We start from the raw sequence: 19,139 nt of genomic DNA, 5'->3' as shown, positions 1-19,139 counted from the left end.
CAGGATGCCGCGCCAGGTAAGTTGTTACGTGATACTTATTAAATGCACTGCAGCATCGGCGCGAGAAGCTGGTGCCGGGAGAGGCGGCGGCGGGTGCGTCTCAGGGTAAAGCCGAGGTGCGGGTGGCTGCGTGCAAACGATTGCCGACGCCCGAAGCTAGCCGCAGCCAATCGCCCTTGACACACGCAGCTCAGCGACACGAACCACCCACGCCCCCTGTTCATTCAGGCGACCGGATAGCGGAACCCGCTACCACCCGGATTCCGCTACGCGGCGCCTTCGTTGCCTGCTCAGGCAGACGCGTTGCGATTCGCCTCGATCACCGTCAACGCCGCCATGTTCACGATCCGGCGCACCGTCGCGCTCGACGTCAGGATGTTCACCGGCGCGTTGACGCCCAGCAGGAACGGCCCCACCGCCACGTTGCTGCCCGCCTCGGTCTTGAGCAGGTTGTACGCGATATTCCCCGCATCCACGTTCGGGCAAACCAGCAGGTTGGCAGCGCCCTTCAGCGGCGACATCGGCAGCAGCTTCGACCGCAAGCCCTCGTCGAGCGCGCAGTCGCCATGCATCTCGCCGTCCGCCTCGATATCCGGCGCCTGCTCCCGGACGATCTCCAGCGCCCGGCGCATCTTCACGCCCGACGCCGCGCTCCCCGACCCGAAGTTCGACCGCGACAGCAGCGCCGCTTTCGGCGTCAGGTTCAGCCATTCCATCTGACGCGCCGCGGCGATCGTGAATTCCGCGATCTGCTCCGCGTCGGGATTGTCGTTGACGTGCGTATCCACCAGCGCGACCGTCCGCTGGTCGAGCAACAGGATGTTCATCGCCGCATAGGTCGACGCCCCCGGCTTCTTCCCGATCACCTCGTCCACGAACCGCAGGTGGTTGTGATACTCACCCACCGTCCCGCAGATCATCCCGTCCGCGTCGCCAAGCCGCACCATCATCGCGCCGATCAGCGTCAGGCGGCGCCGCATCTCGACCCGCGCCATCTCCTTCGAGATGCCATCCCGGCAGCGCAGCTCCCAGTACTTCGTCCAGTACTGCGGGAAGCGCTCGTCATACTCGGGATTCGTCACCTCGACATCCTGGCCGAGCCGGATCCGCAGGCCGAATCGCTCGATGCGCGCCAGCAGTACCTCCGGGCGCCCGACCAGGATCGGCCGCGCCAGCTTCTCGTCGACGATCACCTGCACCGCGCGCAGCACGCGCTCGTCCTCGCCTTCGGTAAAGACGATCCGCGCCTTGCCGCCGTCGCGCACCAGCCGGCGCGCCGTCGCGAACAGCGGCTTCATGAATGCACCGGAGTGGTAGACGAATTGCTGCAGTTGCTCGACGTACGCGTCGAGATCGGTCAGCGGGCGCTTCGCCACGCCGCCGTCCATCGCCGCCTTGGCCACGGCCGGCGCGATACGGACGATCAGGCGCGGGTCGAACGGCTTCGGAATCAGGTATTGCGCGCCGAACGCCACGTCGTACGCCCCGTAGGCCGCCGCGACCACTTCGTTCTGCTCTTCCTCGGCCAGCCCCGCGATCGCGTGAACGGCGGCGATCTCCATTTCGCGGGTGATCGTCGTCGCGCCGACGTCCAGCGCGCCCCGGAAGATGTACGGGAAGCAGAGGACGTTGTTGACCTGGTTCGGGTAGTCCGAGCGGCCCGTCGCGATCACGACGTCGTCGCGCGTCGCATGCGCCAGTTCCGGGAAAATTTCCGGCGTGGGGTTGGCCAGCGCGAGAATCAGCGGGCGCGGCGCCATCGCCTTCAGCATCTCGGCGGTCAGGATGCCGCCGACCGACAGGCCCAGGAACACGTCCGCGCCGCCGATCACGTCGGCCAGCTTGCGCGCGTCGGTGTCCTGCGCGAAGCGCGACTTCGCCGGATCCATCAGCGTGGTGCGGCCGCGATAGACGACGCCCTCGATGTCGGTCACCCAGACGTTTTCAACCGGCAGCCCGAGGTCGACCAGCAGGTCCAGACAGGCCAGCGCCGCGGCGCCGGCCCCCGACGTCACGACCTTCACTTCCGAAATCGACTTCCCGACGACCTTCAACCCGTTGATGAACGCGGCGGAGACGGTGATGGCGGTGCCGTGCTGGTCGTCGTGGAAGACGGGGATCTTCATGCGATCACGCAGCTTCTGCTCGACCGTGAAGCACTCGGGCGCCTTGATGTCCTCGAGGTTGATGCCGCCGAAGGTCGGCTCGAGGCCGGCGATGATGTCGACCAGCTTGTCCGGATCGGTTTCGTTGATCTCGATGTCGAAGACGTCGATCCCCGCGAACTTCTTGAACAGCACCGCCTTGCCTTCCATGACCGGCTTCGACGCGAGCGGGCCGATGTTGCCCAGGCCGAGCACGGCCGTGCCGTTCGTGATCACGCCCACCAGGTTGCCGCGGCTCGTGAACCGGTGCGCCTGCAGCGGATCGGCGGCGATGGCCTCGCACACGCCCGCCACGCCCGGCGTGTACGCCAGCGCGAGATCGCGCTGGGTCACGAGCGGCTTGCTGGCGACGACCGAGATCTTTCCCGGCGTCGGAAATTCGTGATAGTCGAACGCTGCCTGCTGCTGTGTCTCAGTCTGTTTCATGTTTTTCGATCCGGGCACGGGCGCCAGGCCAGTCCCGGCGCGATCCATGAAGGGGATTCTAGGGATCCGCCATAACGTGTTGATTCTGTTTTAATATCGGTCCATCACTTTTTCATGATGGATACGTGACCAGTCAATGACTTTTGACGCAAACGACGTGGTCAGGCGGCTGGGCGCCCGCTTGAAGATGCGGCACCTGGTGCTGTTGCTGCAAATCCAGCAGCACGGGTCGCTGACGCGCGTCGCGGAGCACATGGCCAGCAGCCAGCCCGCCGTGACCAATGCGCTGTCCGAGCTGGAGAGCATGTTCGGCACGCCGCTGTTCGAGCGCTCGTCGCGCGGCATGCGGCCCACCGCGCTCGGCGCGGTCGTGCTCGAGCGGGCGAAGGCGATGATCAAGGATCTCGACCACCTCGCCCGCGAGATGGAGGCCGTCGCCGCCGGCCATGCGGCCCATCTGCACATCGGCGTGATTCCGTTCATTTCCGGGCAGATGCTGTCGGCCGCGCTCAAGCGGCTGCAAGCGCGCATGGAGCGGCGCCTGACCGTGACGATTCATGAGGGCACCAGCGATCAGCTGCTGCTGCAGCTCAGGGACCACGGCGTCGACATCGTGATCGGGCGGGCCTCGTCGGCGATCGACCTGGGGCAGGTCTCCTTCGAGGTCTTGTACCAGCAGCAGCCGCGCATGATCGCGAGCCGGCGCCTTGCCGCGAAACTGGCCCGCACCGCGCTCGACTGGCACAAGCTGCACGCGCTCGACTGGATTCTCGGCGCGCCGCATACGCCGATGCGGGAACAGGTCACCGACCTGTTCCTGTCGGCCGGCATCGCGCCGCCCGTTCCGATCGTCGAGAGTTATTCATCCAAGCTGATCGGCGAGATGATCGCGTCGAGCGACGAGGCCGTGTCGATCGTGCCGGCCGATATCGCGGAAGAACTGGTGCGGATCGCCGGCGTGGCCATCGTGCCGTACTCGCTGGTGTGGACGCTTCCGCCCATCGCGCTGTTCACCCGCGCCGCCGATTCGCGCTCGCCGGCGCGGGATCTGCTCGTCGAGGCGTTGCGTGGGGTGTGCAAGGAGACTTACGGGGACGCGCAGCGGTAAGGTTTCACGTGCCACGCCTGCGTTGAACGGCCCGCCGGATCCGCCGAAACCCGTCGTGCATCTCGACGGCTTCCCGGTGCGCCACCGGCCCCGGGCTACTTGCTGGCCGCGAGGCGCCGCAGAATCTCTGCACGCTCGGAAGTCAGCACATGGTCCGAGCCCTCGCCGCGGTCATAGCGTTTGGTCGTCCGGTAGGACAACCGCTTCTTGTACTGATTGGTAGCGGGATCGAACACCCACGCATCGACGTCGAAGAGGTGCGCTTCGAAATGACTTTCGCCCTTGCCCCACACATAATCGGCCCGAACGAACACCGGATAGGACGACACGTCCGGCACCTTCCACATCGCGCGATCGGCCAGTTCGGTCTGGGTGACTTCCGGCATCAGGTTCTCGATCTTGCCGTTCGCGCCATAACGCAGGATCGCCACGCGCTCCAGCATCCCGCTGCCGCCGCCCGAAAACATTCCCGAGAAGAACACCCACGAGCCGCCCGACGCAATCGGCAGCCGCTCGGACCTTGGCGTCAGTCCGAACTGGTAAAGCTCCTTCGGCGAATTGGGCAGCGGCGCGGGCGGCATCTCGAAGCACGGCGCACGGTCCGGAAGCACGCAGAGTTTCACGCCGGACAGCGGGAGGCCGTCGGTGTCCGTTCGGCCCTCCGCCTGGGTGAAACGCGGGAAGGCGAGTTCGCCGGATGCGGCTTGAACGCCTGTGACACCAACGACGGAAAGGCCCAGGATCACCCCAAGCGTTTTACGGAACCCGCGCATGCACCTGCCCTCTTCTCTCATGTTTTGATAGGCGCGAATTGTCGATGATCCGGCCGGTTCTGTCGAATGAGCGATTGCGGCCGGCGATCCGCCGATAGGGCGCCCATCGGGGCGGTTCACGAGATAGCGCGGGGTTCTTCAGTACGTGAGATGGACGCTCCATTGATCGCCGCGTTCCACGCGCTTGCGCAGATCACCCCTGCGCCTGATGGCACACCACCTCGATATTGTGCCCATCCGGCCCGATGACGAACGCCGCGTAGTAATTCGCGTGATAGTGCGGCCGCAGCCCCGGCGCGCCATGGTCCTTCCCGCCTGCCGCCAGCGCCGCGCGATAGAACGCGTCGACTTGCTGCCGGTTGTCGGCCACGAACGCGATGTGAAGGTGCGCCGGTTTCTCCGTCGTCTGGAACAGGCACAACGACGGCTTGCCCGGCGGAGAGATCTCGATGCCGTACGACGGCTCGCCCTCGCCCTGCACCACGACGCCAAGCGGCTCGAGTGCGCTCAGGAAAAACGCCTTGCTCGCTGCAAAGTCGGTCACGCCGAATTTGACATGGTCAAACATGACTCCCCCTCGGATAGATGGGTCTGCCGGCACCCGGATGGAACGTCGAAATCACCGCGATGTTGCCACACGCAGCCGTCGCTAGCATCCCCTGCGCGACCGAACAAGAAAAGTCCGACACAGTCGGGCCAACGAGCGGGACGCTCACTCCTCATCGAGCAGTCGCGGCGTGCGACACAACGTCATTGTGATGCTGGCGACACCCGGCGATCGCGCACGAAGCTGTGACTGATCGTCGAGCGACAGGCATGTCTGGAAGGATTCCGAAAGAAACGACCACTGCGAAACACGCGCATCGGATGACCTGCCCGCCGGCAGGGTCGGCAAGAGAATGGCCGGGTCAATCGACCTTCATCGCTCGCGCTCTCAGGGGTGCGGAATGGCCAGGTCATGCGATCCCGACAAATCGGACAGACGATACGGGAATGTCGGCGCCCGGGAATCCCGGAATGAAGCAGCGAACCGGTGACGGGATCTCGCAGCCGGTCGCTGTACCGCACGCTCGATACGTCGCACGGAACTTCCAGTCTCGCCGGTTTCAGCGGCATGCGTCCGCGATCTTGGAAGGTCGATTCCGTGCTGCTATCGTTGTGCACCTTTTGACGATTTCGGAGCGGGATATACATGCCCTTGATCTTGCGTCGAGCAATTGCCGCTGATGCTGCAGAGGTGGCTGAAGTCTATCTACGGTCGCGCGACACGCTGGCATCCTATGCGCCGCTCGCGCACTCGGAAGCCGCCGTCCGCGATTGGGTTGCCAACGTGCTGGTTCCGTCGGGCAACGTTACCGTCGCCGTGAACGATAACCGCATTGTCGGCATGGCCGCGCACGTTGTTGCTGACGGCGTGGCGTGGCTTGACCAGTTGTATGTGTGCCCCGAATGCAAACGACAAGGGATTGGCACTTCCCTCCTGGAATCGGTGAAGTCGCAGACGGTTGGCAAGCTCCAGCTCCATACGTTCCAGATGAATCTCGATGCCGCTGCGTTTTACGAGCGGCATGGGTTCATTGCGGTTGAATACAGCGATGGGAGCAGGAATGAGGAGGGCTGCCCTGACGTCTTGTACTGCTTGATCCGGTAGCACGCGAAACGCCCGCCTGTCCTGCGCAGACAAGCGCTTCCCCAAGGGTCCACCGGCACAGCCATTGGAGCATGCGCATCAACGTAGCGGCCCACACCCCGCCACCCTCACGCTCGGCGAGTGCTCAGCTTGATTGCCCCTCGTCGGCGACGCGGGCAAGCCACGCCGAAAAGCTCCCCGCTACACGCTCGCGCCGCGCATCATCATGCCAGACCCGAATCACTTGTCCGGAGCAACCGCCTTCCGCGGGATCGAGGTCGATACACAAATGATTGCCGCTGCCGTCATGCGTGAATGGAATCCACTTCAGGTTGTACCAGTCGTCCCCGATGCCTGGATCCGGCTCCGATTCCACACCGTCGAAATCGCCTCCGTCGACGAGACCTTTCCAGATACGCCATTGCGCGAGGATCTCGTGCGCGCTCAGCAGCGCATCACTTCCGTAAAATTCATCCCCCGAATCGGCCTGGCCATCGTGAATGCGCAGGCTGTCGACGAATGCGTCAGGCAACCGCGTTCCCAGCGCAGTCTGCAAGGCTGCGATCGCGTCGTCGGACGCCGGCCCGTTGAGGCCACCCGGCAGACGTGACGCATCGGCGGCGAAGGCTGCTTCGAGTCGTTGCCATGTTTCGCGAAGATCGATGCCGCGTGCGTCGTCGATATTACGGGGCGTCGCGCGGGCGTCGACCACTGGTGACGGTGGTGAGGCTGCCTCGACGGATGTTTCCGCCACGGGGCACGGCGGTTCACTGGCGAGGTCGCGGTCGAGACGCAGGAACAGCACCGACGAACCTGCCGCCATGGGACCTTCCGCGGCGGGGATCGCGACGAGCACATCGGCACGAACGACGCCGCCGATCAACCCGTCGCCTTCGGACGGCAACAGGCGAACGACCAGGTTTCCGTCGACGCCACGATGCAGATTGCCCCATCGCATCGCGTTCAGTCGGGCATCGCGCTCGACGCCGTGGTCGACGATGCCGGACTCCCAATGAGGCCCCGGCGTTGCAGCATGCTCGAGCAAATCGAGTACGCGCGGCATGATCGCGTGCATCAGCATCGCCACTGCGCTCGTGTGGCCCGGCAGGTTGATCAGCGTGGCCTGATCGTAGCTGGTCAGGACCGTCATCCCGCTTTGCGTACCGTCCGGGCGCGTGAACGGCAGAATGGTTTTCTTCGGCGGCGAGCGATTGTCACTGCGTCCGAAGTTGAAGCAATTGACCGGCGTTTGCTTGATGTCGACAGTCGTTTCGTCGTAGGCGTACACCAACTGCCTATTCAGCCCCAGATTCCGAAAGGGCGGCACGGCAGGCAGCCCGGCACCGACGATGAGGTCGTAACGCTGCGCGAGCTCGGCCAGTTTCTTCTTGAACGCGTATTCGTTCTGCTGCACCTCAAGCGGCGGCCGTGCCATGTCCGGCGGCTCGATGTACTCGACCGAACGCACCTCGTATCCCCAGCGCTGCAGGACCGCCCGGATGTACGGTCCGCTCGTGTCGGGCCGCTGCCAGCGCTCGCGCGCGGTCCGGGGTACGCACTGCTCATACCCGACGATCACCACGCCGATGCGCGGCCGTTTCGTCACCTCGATGTCGCGTACGCCTGCGGCCGTCAGCGCGATCTGCCGTTCGGCCGTTATCCGGCTGCCCCTGGGCAGGAGCAGGCTGCCTTGCCGAAATTCGCTGCCCGGTGCGATCACATGCCGGCCGGCGGATAGCGGCGCGTGCAGCAGCAGAAGCGATCGAGCGCCACGGTACGAAACCTCGAGGTCGCTTTTCGGCACGACGGTGTCGGCGTTTTCCGGCAACGGGAAATGAGGTGGGACGTCGACCGCACACTGCGCGCCGATTGCGCGAGCCGCCGGACTTCCGGCCGGCGAGGCCAGCGCGCGCCGGCTGAACTGGAAGTCGAGCTCGGCCGGTGCGCCACGCGTCGCATGCGCGGTATCGGATGCACGCAACGCATAGCCTTCGACCGCAGCAAGCGGAACGGGCGGAACATTCTCGGGGGCGAAAACGTCCGCCGCCGTCACGCGCGTCAACGCATCCTCGACCGGAATCGTCTCGGATTGCATCGCGCCCGGCACGGCCCGTCGGCAGAGCTTGTAGGGCTGGTCGAGCCAGAAGGGGAAGTTCTCGTAATCGTTCATGGTGATGGGTGTTGTCATGCCCTGGTTCGAAGGAGGCCTGCGGACCACGGCACAGGTACGGTTATCGTCGCCCGTGGCTTAACGTTTTGCCGCAGGCTGCGGAGAACCGACATCGACGTAGAACCGCTCCTGGTCGAGCACGCGCTGATTCAGATAGAAATTGCCGAGGAAAGCGCCCGCACGTCGATTATCGCTGGCATCGATACGCTTGACCGATACTTCCGGATCCCTTGATGCGCCCTCCTCTGTCGAGGCAAACGGATACTCGTCGGAATCGCAATTACAATCGGTCGACGTTTCGTCCGGATCGCCGGTGAACGTGCACGGGCCAGTGACCGCGCCGTATATTTGCCAGGAAGATGAATGCAATATTAACAAAGGCCATATCACGATCGTTTCTCTTTTTTAAACAATCCGATCCGATTCAACGACTGTTAAATCCCCTGTAACCCGGACGCAGTTCGCCACGAGGCCGGGCATGGGTGGCGTTGCAAATCGATTCGCGAGACATATGCTGGCCGGATCGTCCGGGTCGCGAACATCAACGGATGGCGAAAGTGTTGCACTTCGGATTGGAGGCCGCCCCCACGCGGTGATTCCAGATCAATCAACTCGGCTTTCCGGAGTGATCAAATCGCTTTGAAACGATCGCATCCACAATTTCATCTGAATCGGCCAATTTAAAAACGCATCCCGATATATTTCATTTTACTTGCAATGACTAGCAAATGATGTAGGCTTGCTGGCGCCGTCATGAACTTCTTGAAAACCCTCTCCGCGGTGCATTTGACCATGCGCAATTTATTAGATCGTTCTGCGTCGAATTCGATTCAATACTCCATTGGAATCCTGCTGATTGCAGCCAGCCTTGCCGAAATCGCGCATGCGGCGCCAATTGAGACGTCGTTGCAGCGCTCGATCGGGCAGGCGCTTGAATCCCGATCGGGTGGGACGTTGAAGCTGCCGGCCCGGTCGGACGACAGCCTGGTCGAGGCAATCAAGGCCGACGAAATTTCCGGATGGGTATTTGGCACTGCGACGCAAATCCTGCGCGAAGACGAATCCGGCGATCCCGTCACGAAGCTGTTCATTGCGCGCAACGTGAATGGCCGATGGATCGCGGGTGTGGAGGGCAGCAGCAAGTTTGGAGAATTGCTCGATGCGGCACCCCCCACGCTGCTCGCGACCGACGAGCGGAAAAATCTGGCGTCGAGACGCGCATCGCTTGCACCACGGTCGGCTGCCTTGCCGCAACCGGGCCTTGCGTTGCCGTGGGAACCGAATGCCGGGTGGTATTGGACGGGCGGTGCACACGGCTGGTCCGGACAAAGCAGGCCGTATAACTCCCTCGATTTCTCGGGTGGCAACGGCCGCGTGCTGGCGGCGCGAGACGGCTATCTTTACAAGAGCTGCGAGCGCGACGGCAGCGCCATCGTGAAGGTGGTTCACGACAACGGCTATGCGACGACTTATTACCACATGGTCCAGCTGACGTCGCTGAACAGCGGTACGCGGGTCCGTCAGGGGGAATATCTCGGCAGCGTCGGAAACGGCCTGCCTTGCGGCGGACAAACGACGGGGCCGCATGTCCACTTTTCATTGAGCAAGGATGGCAATGACGTGTCCGTCAATGGCATGACGATCGGCGGCTGGCAATTCTTCGAGGGCACTTCGCCGTATTCCGGATACGCGGTTCGCAATCAGCGACGCGTCTCTCCGCAAGCATGGCTGGTCAACTACGGGAGCGCGAATTCCGGCGATCGGTCCACGCCCGTCAGCGCGCGTGTACAGGCACCGGGTCCGGCGAATCTGCGCAGCGCGCCTTCATTGTCGGCGCCGGTCGTCGGTTCGCTCGAGAATGGGCGCACCGTGCAGCTCGCTTGCCACCAGTACGGCGATTCCGTGAATGGCAACTGGGGCGCCACACGGCTTTGGTATCGACTCGCCTCGAATCAATGGATCTCCGACGGATTCGTCTACACGGGCAGCAACGACCCTGTGGTGCCGGAATGCGTGAATTAGCGCGGGCGCACCGCGACAGGAAACACGATGCCCCACGTGTCGATATTTTCCGGACCGAAATCGATCCATCTTTGCGGTCACATCGGACGCCCCCGAACCGGAAGCGTTGACCGCGCTCCATCTGTTTCCAACCAACTGCGACTCGACCCGAACGCGCACGTCAGACAAGACCATCAATCCAGCAAGGCAGTGGGCCGCAGGCGCGCACGCCCACTGCCCACTGCCTCGCCCAATCCGCAAAGCGCCTTAAAGAATCCGGTTCAGCGCATCCGCAAACCGCCCAACCGCCCCATCGACATCATGCAGCTTGTCGAGGCCGAACAGCCCCAGCCGGAAGGTTTTGAAATCCTCCGGCTCGTCGCACATCAGCGGTACACCCGCCGCGATCTGCAACCCGACGTCGGCAAACTTCTTCCCGGTTCGAATCCCGTCGTCGTCCGTATAACTGACCACGACACCCGGCGCCTCGAACCCTTCCGCCGCCACGCTCCGGAAACCCTTCTCGGCCAGCAACGCACGAATCCGCTTGCCCAGCTCCAACTGCTCCTCTTTCACCTTGTCGAAGCCGTACGCCTCGGTTTCCTTCATCACGTCGCGCAGCGTCGTGAGGCTATCCGTCGGCATCGTCGCGTGGTACGCGAACCCGCCACCTTCATACGCTTCCATGATCTGCAGCCACTTGCGCAGATCGCATGCGAAGCTGGTGCTGGTCGTGCCGTCGATACGTTCGCGGGCCAGTTCGCCGAGCATCACCATCGCGCAGCACGGCGACGCGCTCCAGCCTTTCTGCGGCGCGCTGATCAGGATATCGACGCCGCTCGCCTGCATGTCGACCCACACCGTGCCGGACGCGATGCAATCGAGCACGAACATGCCGCCGACCGCATGCACGGCATCCGACACCGCGCGCAGATACCCATCGGGCAACATCATCCCGGACGCGGTTTCGACGTGCGGCGCAAACACCAGATCCGGCTTGTGTTCCTTGATCGCGGCGACCACTTCGTCGATCGGGGCCGGCGCATAGGCGGCCTGCCGTCCCGCTTCGACCGGGCGCGCCTTCAGCACCGTCGTCTCGGACGGAATGCTGCCCATGTCGAAAATCTGCGACCAGCGGAAGCTGAACCAGCCGTTGCGGATGACGAGGCACTTCTTGTTGGTGGCGAACTGCCGCGCGACGGCTTCCATGCCGAACGTCCCGCTGCCGGGGACGATCACGACGGACTTCGCGTTGTAGACCTTCTTCAGCGTGCCGGAGATGTCGCGCATGACACCCTGAAAGCGCTGCGACATATGGTTGACCGAGCGATCGGTGTACACCACCGAATATTCGAGGAGACCCTCGCGGTCAACATCGGGAAGTAATCCTGGCATGCTCGCCTCCGGTGAAAGATGAACGATGGAATCTGGGCGAGCAGTGTCCGTGATGCGATACCGCGCTGCACCCATGCAATTGCGTTATTTTCTCGACGAAAGCAGATTCTAACGAAGGCCGCGCGCCGCTTGGGGCATATTTTGTCGGCTGTCCGGCGCAGGCGTGACGGCGCGCCGCCGCCGGCCGACGCGCCGCGCTGCAACGGAGCCGCCACGGGCCCCGGCTGAATCGCCCGCCCCGTGGCCGTCCACGCCGACCGTTGCAGCGCACGACGCCCCCGAAGCCCTGTTCCATGTACGGATAAATGGCACGTCCGCCGCGTGCCGCCTACCATGTCGGCTCTCCCTTCACGACAGAGTCTTCGATGATCCCCCACCGAGCATCATCACAGCAGCCGTCGGCCGATCCCGCGCTCGCCGAGCGCGTCGATGCGGTACTGTCCCGCCAACTCGACACGCAACGCCTCGTCGGCGTGGTCGTCCTGGTCGCACGCGACGGCGAACTCGTCTATCGCCGCGCGGCCGGGTTCGCCGACCGCGAAGCACGCACGCCGATGCAGGAGGACACGCTGTTCAGGCTCGCGTCGGTGACGAAGCCGATCGTCTCGGCAGCAGCCATGGCGCTCGTTGCCCGGCACAAGCTGTCGCTCGACGACGACGTCACGAAGTGGCTGCCCGAGTTCCGCCCGGCGCTGCGTGACGGCAGCGTGCCGGTGATCAAGGTGCGCCACCTGCTCACGCATTCGGCCGGCCTCGGCTATCGCTACGCGGAAGCCGACGCGGCCGGCCCGTATGCACGCGCGGGCGTCTCCGACGGGCTCGATGGCGCATCGATCACGCTCGCCGAGAACATGCGCAGGATCGCGAGCGTGCCGTTGCAGTACGCACCCGGCACCGGCTGGAACTATTCGCTCTCCATCGACGTGGTCGGCGCGGTGATCGAGGCCGTCACCGGACAGCCGCTCGCCGATGCGGTCGATGCGCTGGTGCTCCGCCCGCTCGGCACCCGCGACACGGGATTCGTCGCACGCGATGCCGCGCGGCTCGCGACGCCTTACGTCAACGACACGCCGCAGCCGCACCGGCTCGCCGAGAACGAAGCCGTACCCATCTACGAAGGCTCCGTCGGCGTGACGTACTCGCCGTCGCGCGCGCTCGACAAGGAGGCGTTCGCATCGGGCGGCGCCGGGATGGTCGGCACCGCCGGTGACGTGCTGGACGTACTGGACACGCTGCGGGCCGGTGGCGGCGCCATTCTGCCGGCCGAGCTGGTCGACGAGATGGGCCGCATCCACACCGGCAACCTCGCGTTGCCCGACCTGCCCGGCGCGGGCTACGGGATCGGGTTCTCCGTGTTGCGCGACCCGCGCGCGGCGCTGTCGCCGGAGTCACCGGGCACGTGGCGCTGGGGCGGCGTCTACGGTCATTCGTGGTTCGTCGACCGCGCACGAGGGCTCACCGTCGTGTCGCTGTCGAACACGCTTTACGAAGGGATGAACGGCCCGTACACGCTCGATCTGCGCGACGCGGTCTACGGCGTCGGCTGACACGCGCAGACCCGCGCCATGTCATTGCGCGCGCAACAAAAAAGGCCCGACACGGTCGGGCCAATGAGGTGAGACACAAGGAGAATCCCGCCCACCACACCGGGCGGGTCACGCCGCGCTACACGACGTTCTTTTCGACGATCGGCCGGTTCTCCAGCACGCGCGCCCAGCCGAGCGTCGACAGGTCGAGCGTGTCGTAACGCCCGCCCAGAATGAGTTCACTGACGCCGCGCCCCGTCGCCGGCCCCTGCTGCAGCCCGTGGCCGCTGTAGCCGTTCGCGAACACGACGTTGTCGAGGTCCGGGTGATACCCGATGATCGCGTTGTGGTCGAACACGTTGTACTCGTAGTACCCCGACCAGCAGTTCTCCACGCGCAGCGCTTCGAACTCAGGCACGCGGTTCGCGAGCGTCGGCCAGATCACTTCGTCGAACAGGTCGTGGTCGACTTCGTCGAGCGGCAGGTCGTCCGGGTCGCGGTCCGGGCTCGGCGACGTCCCGCAGATATACGTGCGCCCTTCCGGCCGGAAATACACGCCGGTCGGGTCGATCAGCAGCGGGCAATCCGTGAGCTTCGCCGGCGACGACACGTTGAAGATGCTGCGGCGCCGCGCATACACGGGGATGTCGATGCCCATCATCGACGACAGCGTGCGCGTCCACGCGCCTGCCGCGTTCACGAGCGTGTCGCACGCGTAGCGTTCGCCGTCGGCCGTGACCACGTGCGTCACCTTGCGGCCGTCGCGCACCACGTCCTTCACGTCGGACGGCACATAGCGCGCACCGAGCGCCTGCGCCTTCTTGCGCAGCGCCTGCACGAGCCCGTAGCCGTCGAACCAGCCTTCGCCGCTCGCGCCATACGCGCCCGACACGAGATCGTCGACGTTCAGCCACGGGAACTTCGCGCGCAGCGCATCGCGATCCATCAGCCGGATGTCCGCGCCGAGGCTCGTCTGCAGCGCGTGGTTCTCGCGCAGCGTCGCATCACCGGCCGGCGTCGCGAGGAACAGGTAGCCGCCTTCGTGCAGGTCGATCGACGGCTGATGGCCATCCACTTCGAGGCGTTCGCCGATCGTGCGCAGGAAGTCGATGCCGAACAGCGACATCTCGATCGACAGCGGCGTCGAGAACTGCTGGCGAATCGACGCGGCCGACAACGCCGACGACGATCGCGCATAGGTGGGGTCGCGCTCGATCACGGTCACGGAAACCGTGGGATCGGTGGCGCGCAGGAAATAGGCGATCGAGCTGCCGATCACACCACCGCCGACGATGACGACTTGAGAACTCACGACTGACTCCAGTTGCACAGATTGGGCGCGGCCAGCCGGCCGCGCCCGTGGGTTGTTCGTGCCGCGTCACGCGCGGCGTCGCGCGGGCAGACCGGTGCGGCTGCCACACCGGCGTGCGTCGCGATCGCCACCGATCGCTGATGGCATTTCAGCACGTCCGGCGTCGCCGCGAAAGCCCGCGCGCGGGTGGCGTTCAATCCGCCGATTTCGTCGTGACGGGCTGCCACGCGGCGTTCTTCACCTCATACAGCGTCGAGCTCGGGTTCTTCAGGTCGCCCGTGTTCGTGAACGCGATCGTGCCCGTGATGCCGTCGTAGCGCGTGCCCTTCAGCGCGCCGTTGAAATCGGCCGGCTTCGTCGAGTTCGCCCTCTGCATCGCGTTGATCGCGATCCAGGTCGCGTCGTACGCGAACGGTGCGTACGCAAGCATGTCGATGCCGTACTTCTGCTTGAATTTCGTTTCGAATTCCTTGCCCTTCGCGAGACGCGCGAGCGGCTGCCCGTATTCCCACACGGACGCACCTTCCGCCGCATTGCCGGCCAGCTTGATGAAGTTCGCGTTCATCACGCCGCCGCCCGCGAGGAACTGCGCGCGGATGCCGAGCTGGCGCATGCGCTTCACGAGCATCGCGGCCTGTGTGTCGAGGCCGCCGAAGAACACGAGATCGGCGTTGGTGCTCTTGATCTTCGTGAGCTGCGCGCTGAAATCAACCGCCTTGTCGTTCGTGAATTCGCGCGCGACGATCGTGCCGCCGTTCGCCTTCACCGACTTCTCGAATTCGTCGGCTTCGCCCTGGCCGAACGCGGTGCGGTCGTCGATGATTGCGATGCGTTTCGCCTTGGTCACGCTCGCCGCATACGCGCCTGCGTTGCCGGCGTTCTGCGTGTCGGTCGCGATCACGCGGTACACGGTGCCGAGCCCGGCGCGCGTGATGTCGGGATTGGTCGCCGACGGCGTGATCATCGGAATGCCGGCCTTCGCGTAGATCTTCGACGCGGGCAGCGTCGTGCCCGAGTTGAAGTGGCCGATCACGACGGCCACCTGCGCGTCGGCGAGCTGCTGCGCGGCCTGCACGCCGGTGCGCGGATCGCTCTGGTCGTCCTGCGACGCGACGACGAACTTCACGGGCTTGCCGCCCACCGTCGTACGTGCGGCATTCGCTTCGTCGACGGCCATGCGCACGCCGTTCTCGATGTCCTTGCCGTAGGCGGCGCCGCCGCCCGTCAGCGGGCCGGCCACCCCGACCTTGACGACCGTCTCCTGCGCGTGAACCGCGCCGGTCTGGAGCGCGAGGATCGCGGCGGTCAATGCGACGCCGGAAAGCGAACGAATGCGGAACGTCATGACAATCCTTGTTCTGGGGGCCGGGATGCAACGCGCGACTGCCGCGCGTCGGCAACCTCCCGCGTGCCGGTCATGTCGTCCGCCTGCGGGGCGTCTTGCAACGCCGCTACCGGCCGGTCGATCGCCGCGGCTCCGTCTCCGAAGAGCCTTTCATCGCGAAAGAGGTGAATGGATTGTGGATAGCCAATACCCGTGCAGCAAACGAAATATCGGAACTATGTTGTGAGGATTTGTCATCAAGTGCCGCGTACGCGGGCGGCCCGCGGCCCACGCCACGGTGGGCCGCGGGTAAATCATTACCGTGGAATGCCGCGCCGGCGCCCGGCCATCAAGGCCGGCCGTGGTCATGCCGACGGCGCATCATCGTGGCGATGACGGCCCGGCCGGCCATCGCGACGCCCGCGGCGCTGCGTCATCGGTCAGTGCCGATCGGTGCCCGTCTGCTTGCGCACCGCATCGGCCGCCTCGCCGGCCTGCTCCTGCATCTTGCCGGCCTCTTGTTCAGCGACGCCTTCCGCTTCCGTCTCGCGGTCGCCCGTGACCTTGCCGAGCGCTTCCTTGACCGAACCCTTGACTTGTTTGAGCTTGCCTTCGATGCGATTCCTGTCCATGGTCGTCTCCTGCGATGGTTGGGGGAGAGCCGGCGGCGTGACGGCCCGCGTCGCACCGCCGAGTGGACAGGATCGCAAGCGGAGGCCGCGCGCGGCAGATGCGGATGCACCAGCGCGCCTGGTGCATTCGTACCGGCGCCCTCAGTCCTTGTCCTTCGCGCCGCCCTTCTCGCCACGCGCGCCGTTCGCATCGGCCGCGCCGACGATCCCGCGTTCGCGCGCCCACACGATCGCCTCGCCGCGGCTGTGCACGTCGAGTTTCGCGTAGATCGTCGCGACGTGATTGCGCACGGTGTTCGGCGCAAGCCCGAGGCGGCCGGCGATCTCCTTGTCGGCAAGACCGTGACACAGCAGGTCGAACACGTCGCGCTCGCGTGCAGTCAGGTCCGACAGCTGGGCGCCCGCATCCGGCGCATTCGCGCGCCGCACGTTCGCGAGCTTCTCGATCAGCGTACGGCTGAACCAGGATGCATCCTGCATCGCCGTTTCAATCGCGTAGACGAGCTCCATCTCCGTGCGCTTGCGGTCGCTGATGTCGAGCAGCGCGACGAGCAGGCAGTCGCGCCCGTGAATCGCGACGGGGTCGGCCGACACGACGCAATCGCGCACGTCGCCTTCGCGCGTGCGGATCTGCACGTCGGCGTTGCGCACGTTGCCGTCGCGTGCGAGCCGGCCTTCGATGCGCTGCCACGCGCCGCGTTCGGCCCATAGCCCGATCTCGTCCGCGGATTTGCCGAGCAGGTCGTCCTGCGCATGGCCCGTCAGCGCGGCGAACGCGTCGTTCACGTCGAGCAATTCGAAGCGGTCGGCGGTGACGATCGCGGTGGCGACCGGCGCCATCCTGAACGCCGTCGCAAAGCGTTCCTCGCTCTGCCGCAACGCGCGCTCGGCCTGCTTGCGCGGCTCGAGATCCATGAACGTGAACAGCATGCACGCCTCGTCGTTCATGTCGATCGGCTGCCCGGCGACCACCACGGCCTTCGTGCTACCGTCCGCGAGCTTCAGCACGGCCTCCATCTGCGGGATCGTCGCGCCTTCGCCGAGCCGCTCGATCGCGAGGTCGCGCCGGTCGGCCTGGTCGAGCACGTCGATCTCGTACACCGAGCGGCCGAGCACGTCGTCACGCGCGTGGCCGGTCAGGTCCAGAAAGCCCTGGTTGACCTTCACGTAGCGCAGGTCGTCGAGCCGGCAGATCACGGCCGGCGCCGGATTCGCGTTGAAGGTGCGCTCGAAGCGTTCCTCGGCGCTCGCCCATTCGGTCGCGTCGTGCAGCACGAGCGCGAGACAGTCGGGCTCGCCGGCCGCATTCGTCAGCACGAGGCTGCGGATGCGGTGGACCCAGCTCACGGTTTCGTCGGCGGCCGATTCGACTTCGACCGTCACGTCGCTGAACTCCTCGCCCGCGATCACACGATCCATCGGATAGTGGCCGTCGCGCACCGGATGGTTGTTCCGGTAGCGCAGCCGGAAACGCTCGCGGTAATCGGTGACGGTCGCACCGAGCGCCTTCAGCTCGGTCACGCCGTGCATCGCGAGCGCAGCTTCGTTCGCCCAGACGATCCGCTGGTCGGGCTCGACCAGGATCACGCCCTCGGTGAGCCCCGCGATGATCTGGTGCAGCTGGCGCCGATCGGTATGCGACTTCAGCGCCTGTTCGTTTACCTGTTCGTTCATCGAATGGTTGTCCCTGTCGTCAGCATGACTGCCGGCCCGGTTGCCGCTTCGTCGACACGCGCCGGCCGGCGCGTGTGGCGATGATCGCGTGCCGCACCGGTGCACGACAGACGCAGATGCACTATTCGTCATAGTACATGCGCACGGCCTGCCCCACCGTGCGGTGTCCCGCCGATCCCCGAAGCATCCACTGCGCCTGCTTTCCGCACGTCCCAGCCGACAGGCGCACCACCGCCCCCTTCTCGACGCCCCGTGCAAACGCACTAGCCGATCAGGTGAATTTGCGCGATGTCCACGCCCGTTTGCATCGGTACGCTGGTACTGCATCGGCGCTCATGCGCTGCCTTCCGATCCGCAGAGGAGAAGCACGATGAAGCTGCATCAGACACCCGATCCGACGCGGCCCGAACCGGCCCCGGACAATCCGCCCGAACCACCGCCCGGCACCGATCCGCCGGTTCCGCTGCCGCCCGACGTGCCGCGCCCGGACATGCCGCCGCGCGAGCCCGGCTACGACACGCCGATCGCCCGTTGATCCGGGCACGCGCCATGCTCGGCAGTCAATCCATTCACCACGCCCATCGAAGGAGAACATCAATGAACAAGACCTCGCACCTTTCGACGCTGCTCGCCGCCAGCGCGGCCTTCCTGCTTTGCGCCGCACCGCTCACGAGTGCGCAGGCGCAAGCCTCGTCCACCGACAGCGGCATGACGGCCGAATCGAACCAGCCCGTCACCGACACGTGGATCACCACCAAGGTGAAAGGGGAACTCGCGACCACCGACGGCGTGAAGAGCACTGACATCAGCGTGAAGACGGTCGACGGTGTCGTCACGCTCACCGGCGTGCTGCCGTCGAAGGTCGCCGTGAAGAAGGCTATCGCCGTCACGCGCGCGATCAAGGGCGTGAAGCACGTCGACGCATCCGGCCTGAAGGCGAAGGCCTGACCTCCCGGCGCGGCATGCCGCCGCGCCTTTTATCCCTGCATGACAAGGAGCACAT

At 65.2% G+C, this 19,139-nt stretch carries 17 protein-coding genes; 6 read left to right on the top strand and 11 right to left on the bottom strand.

The window, feature by feature from the left end; genetic code table 11:
• Nucleotides 1-290: 290 nt before the first annotated feature.
• Nucleotides 291-2,591: an NADP-dependent malic enzyme gene (locus CFB40_RS19775; protein ID WP_089428334.1), complete on the bottom strand. Its 2,301-nt coding sequence runs from the start codon at nt 2,589-2,591 to the stop codon at nt 291-293.
• Between the two features lie 136 nt (nt 2,592-2,727).
• Here CFB40_RS19775 and CFB40_RS19770 point away from each other — a divergent pair, with 136 nt between their 5' ends.
• Nucleotides 2,728-3,699 (top strand): LysR substrate-binding domain-containing protein, encoded by a 972-nt coding sequence (locus CFB40_RS19770; RefSeq protein ID WP_089432135.1) that lies wholly within the window; start codon nt 2,728-2,730, stop codon nt 3,697-3,699.
• Between the two features lie 95 nt (nt 3,700-3,794).
• Here the strand turns inward: CFB40_RS19770 and CFB40_RS19765 are convergent, their stop codons facing one another.
• A complete protein-coding gene (locus CFB40_RS19765; protein ID WP_089428336.1) occupies nt 3,795-4,472 on the bottom strand; it encodes a hypothetical protein in 678 nt (225 codons plus the stop codon).
• A gap of 193 nt (nt 4,473-4,665) precedes the next feature.
• Complete coding sequence (locus CFB40_RS19760) at nt 4,666-5,040, bottom strand: VOC family protein (RefSeq protein WP_089428338.1); 375 nt, start codon at nt 5,038-5,040, stop codon at nt 4,666-4,668.
• A 624-nt stretch (nt 5,041-5,664) separates the two neighbouring features.
• Here CFB40_RS19760 and CFB40_RS19755 point away from each other — a divergent pair.
• Nucleotides 5,665-6,123, top strand: coding sequence for a GNAT family N-acetyltransferase (locus CFB40_RS19755; RefSeq protein ID WP_089428339.1), 459 nt, complete (start codon nt 5,665-5,667; stop codon nt 6,121-6,123).
• Between the two features lie 124 nt (nt 6,124-6,247).
• Here the strand turns inward: CFB40_RS19755 and CFB40_RS19750 are convergent, their stop codons facing one another.
• Nucleotides 6,248-8,290 (bottom strand): SMI1/KNR4 family protein, encoded by a 2,043-nt coding sequence (locus CFB40_RS19750; RefSeq protein ID WP_256976854.1) that lies wholly within the window; start codon nt 8,288-8,290, stop codon nt 6,248-6,250.
• 60 nt (nt 8,291-8,350) lie between these two features.
• A complete protein-coding gene (locus CFB40_RS19745) occupies nt 8,351-8,662 on the bottom strand; it encodes a NucA/NucB deoxyribonuclease domain-containing protein (protein WP_256976853.1) in 312 nt (103 codons plus the stop codon).
• Between the two features lie 402 nt (nt 8,663-9,064).
• Between CFB40_RS19745 and CFB40_RS19740 the strand changes: the two genes are divergently transcribed.
• Nucleotides 9,065-10,294 (top strand): peptidoglycan DD-metalloendopeptidase family protein, encoded by a 1,230-nt coding sequence (locus CFB40_RS19740; protein WP_089432133.1) that lies wholly within the window; start codon nt 9,065-9,067, stop codon nt 10,292-10,294.
• Nucleotides 10,295-10,540: 246 nt separating this feature from the next.
• Here CFB40_RS19740 and CFB40_RS19735 read toward each other — a convergent pair whose 3' ends face one another.
• Entirely contained in the window at nt 10,541-11,668 is a 1,128-nt protein-coding gene (locus tag CFB40_RS19735) for an aminotransferase class V-fold PLP-dependent enzyme (protein ID WP_089432132.1), read from the bottom strand.
• Nucleotides 11,669-12,033: 365 nt separating this feature from the next.
• On the opposite strand from CFB40_RS19735, the gene CFB40_RS19730 reads away from it, so the two are divergent.
• Nucleotides 12,034-13,215, top strand: a complete 1,182-nt coding sequence (locus CFB40_RS19730) for a serine hydrolase domain-containing protein (RefSeq protein WP_089428342.1) — start codon at nt 12,034-12,036, stop codon at nt 13,213-13,215.
• 118 nt (nt 13,216-13,333) lie between these two features.
• On the opposite strand, the gene CFB40_RS19725 is transcribed toward CFB40_RS19730, so the two are convergent.
• From CFB40_RS19725 to CFB40_RS19710, 5 genes are all read right to left on the bottom strand, one after another.
• Entirely contained in the window at nt 13,334-14,506 is a 1,173-nt protein-coding gene (locus tag CFB40_RS19725) for an NAD(P)/FAD-dependent oxidoreductase (protein WP_089432131.1), read from the bottom strand.
• Complete coding sequence (locus CFB40_RS38105) at nt 14,503-14,703, bottom strand: hypothetical protein (protein WP_256976852.1); 201 nt, start codon at nt 14,701-14,703, stop codon at nt 14,503-14,505. Before CFB40_RS38105 ends, CFB40_RS19725 begins: the two co-directional genes overlap by 4 nt.
• Entirely contained in the window at nt 14,700-15,851 is a 1,152-nt protein-coding gene (locus CFB40_RS19720; protein WP_089432130.1) for a branched-chain amino acid ABC transporter substrate-binding protein, read from the bottom strand. The genes CFB40_RS38105 and CFB40_RS19720 overlap by 4 nt, the downstream gene beginning before the upstream one ends.
• A 419-nt stretch (nt 15,852-16,270) precedes the next feature.
• Nucleotides 16,271-16,462, bottom strand: coding sequence for a CsbD family protein (locus CFB40_RS19715; protein ID WP_089428345.1), 192 nt, complete (start codon nt 16,460-16,462; stop codon nt 16,271-16,273).
• A 141-nt stretch (nt 16,463-16,603) separates the two neighbouring features.
• The gene (locus tag CFB40_RS19710) at nt 16,604-18,136 is read right to left on the bottom strand and encodes a helix-turn-helix transcriptional regulator (RefSeq protein ID WP_089432129.1); all 1,533 of its coding nucleotides are present in this window, start codon (nt 18,134-18,136) and stop codon (nt 16,604-16,606) included.
• Between the two features lie 370 nt (nt 18,137-18,506).
• Between CFB40_RS19710 and CFB40_RS38725 the strand changes: the two genes are divergently transcribed.
• The gene (locus CFB40_RS38725; protein WP_174975033.1) at nt 18,507-18,671 is read left to right on the top strand and encodes a hypothetical protein; all 165 of its coding nucleotides are present in this window, start codon (nt 18,507-18,509) and stop codon (nt 18,669-18,671) included.
• A 62-nt stretch (nt 18,672-18,733) separates the two neighbouring features.
• Nucleotides 18,734-19,084, top strand: coding sequence for a BON domain-containing protein (locus tag CFB40_RS19705; protein ID WP_089428347.1), 351 nt, complete (start codon nt 18,734-18,736; stop codon nt 19,082-19,084).
• Nucleotides 19,085-19,139: the final 55 nt, after the last annotated feature.

The organism is Burkholderia sp. AU31652, assembly GCF_002223155.1.
Taxonomy (GTDB): domain Bacteria; phylum Pseudomonadota; class Gammaproteobacteria; order Burkholderiales; family Burkholderiaceae; genus Burkholderia.
The sequence above is the reverse complement of the archived record's forward strand: the minus strand, read 5'-3'. Positions and strand labels throughout refer to the sequence as shown.

Bases quoted from the DNA above. Each gene is read 5' to 3' on its own strand.
- CFB40_RS19740 (WP_089432133.1), top strand. From the start codon at position 9,065: ATGCGCAATTTATTAGATCGTTCTGCGTCGAATTCGATTCAATACTCC.
- CFB40_RS19710 (WP_089432129.1), bottom strand. From the start codon at position 18,136: ATGAACGAACAGGTAAACGAACAGGCGCTGAAGTCGCATACCGATCGG.
- CFB40_RS19760 (WP_089428338.1), bottom strand. From the start codon at position 5,040: ATGTTTGACCATGTCAAATTCGGCGTGACCGACTTTGCAGCGAGCAAG.
- CFB40_RS19735 (WP_089432132.1), bottom strand. From the start codon at position 11,668: ATGCCAGGATTACTTCCCGATGTTGACCGCGAGGGTCTCCTCGAATAT.
- CFB40_RS19730 (WP_089428342.1), top strand. From the start codon at position 12,034: ATGATCCCCCACCGAGCATCATCACAGCAGCCGTCGGCCGATCCCGCG.
- CFB40_RS38725 (WP_174975033.1), top strand. From the start codon at position 18,507: ATGAAGCTGCATCAGACACCCGATCCGACGCGGCCCGAACCGGCCCCG.
- CFB40_RS19720 (WP_089432130.1), bottom strand. From the start codon at position 15,851: ATGACGTTCCGCATTCGTTCGCTTTCCGGCGTCGCATTGACCGCCGCG.
- CFB40_RS19715 (WP_089428345.1), bottom strand. From the start codon at position 16,462: ATGGACAGGAATCGCATCGAAGGCAAGCTCAAACAAGTCAAGGGTTCG.
- CFB40_RS19775 (WP_089428334.1), bottom strand. From the start codon at position 2,591: ATGAAACAGACTGAGACACAGCAGCAGGCAGCGTTCGACTATCACGAA.
- CFB40_RS19765 (WP_089428336.1), bottom strand. From the start codon at position 4,472: ATGCGCGGGTTCCGTAAAACGCTTGGGGTGATCCTGGGCCTTTCCGTC.
- CFB40_RS19705 (WP_089428347.1), top strand. From the start codon at position 18,734: ATGAACAAGACCTCGCACCTTTCGACGCTGCTCGCCGCCAGCGCGGCC.
- CFB40_RS19750 (WP_256976854.1), bottom strand. From the start codon at position 8,290: ATGACAACACCCATCACCATGAACGATTACGAGAACTTCCCCTTCTGG.
- CFB40_RS19770 (WP_089432135.1), top strand. From the start codon at position 2,728: ATGACTTTTGACGCAAACGACGTGGTCAGGCGGCTGGGCGCCCGCTTG.
- CFB40_RS19755 (WP_089428339.1), top strand. From the start codon at position 5,665: ATGCCCTTGATCTTGCGTCGAGCAATTGCCGCTGATGCTGCAGAGGTG.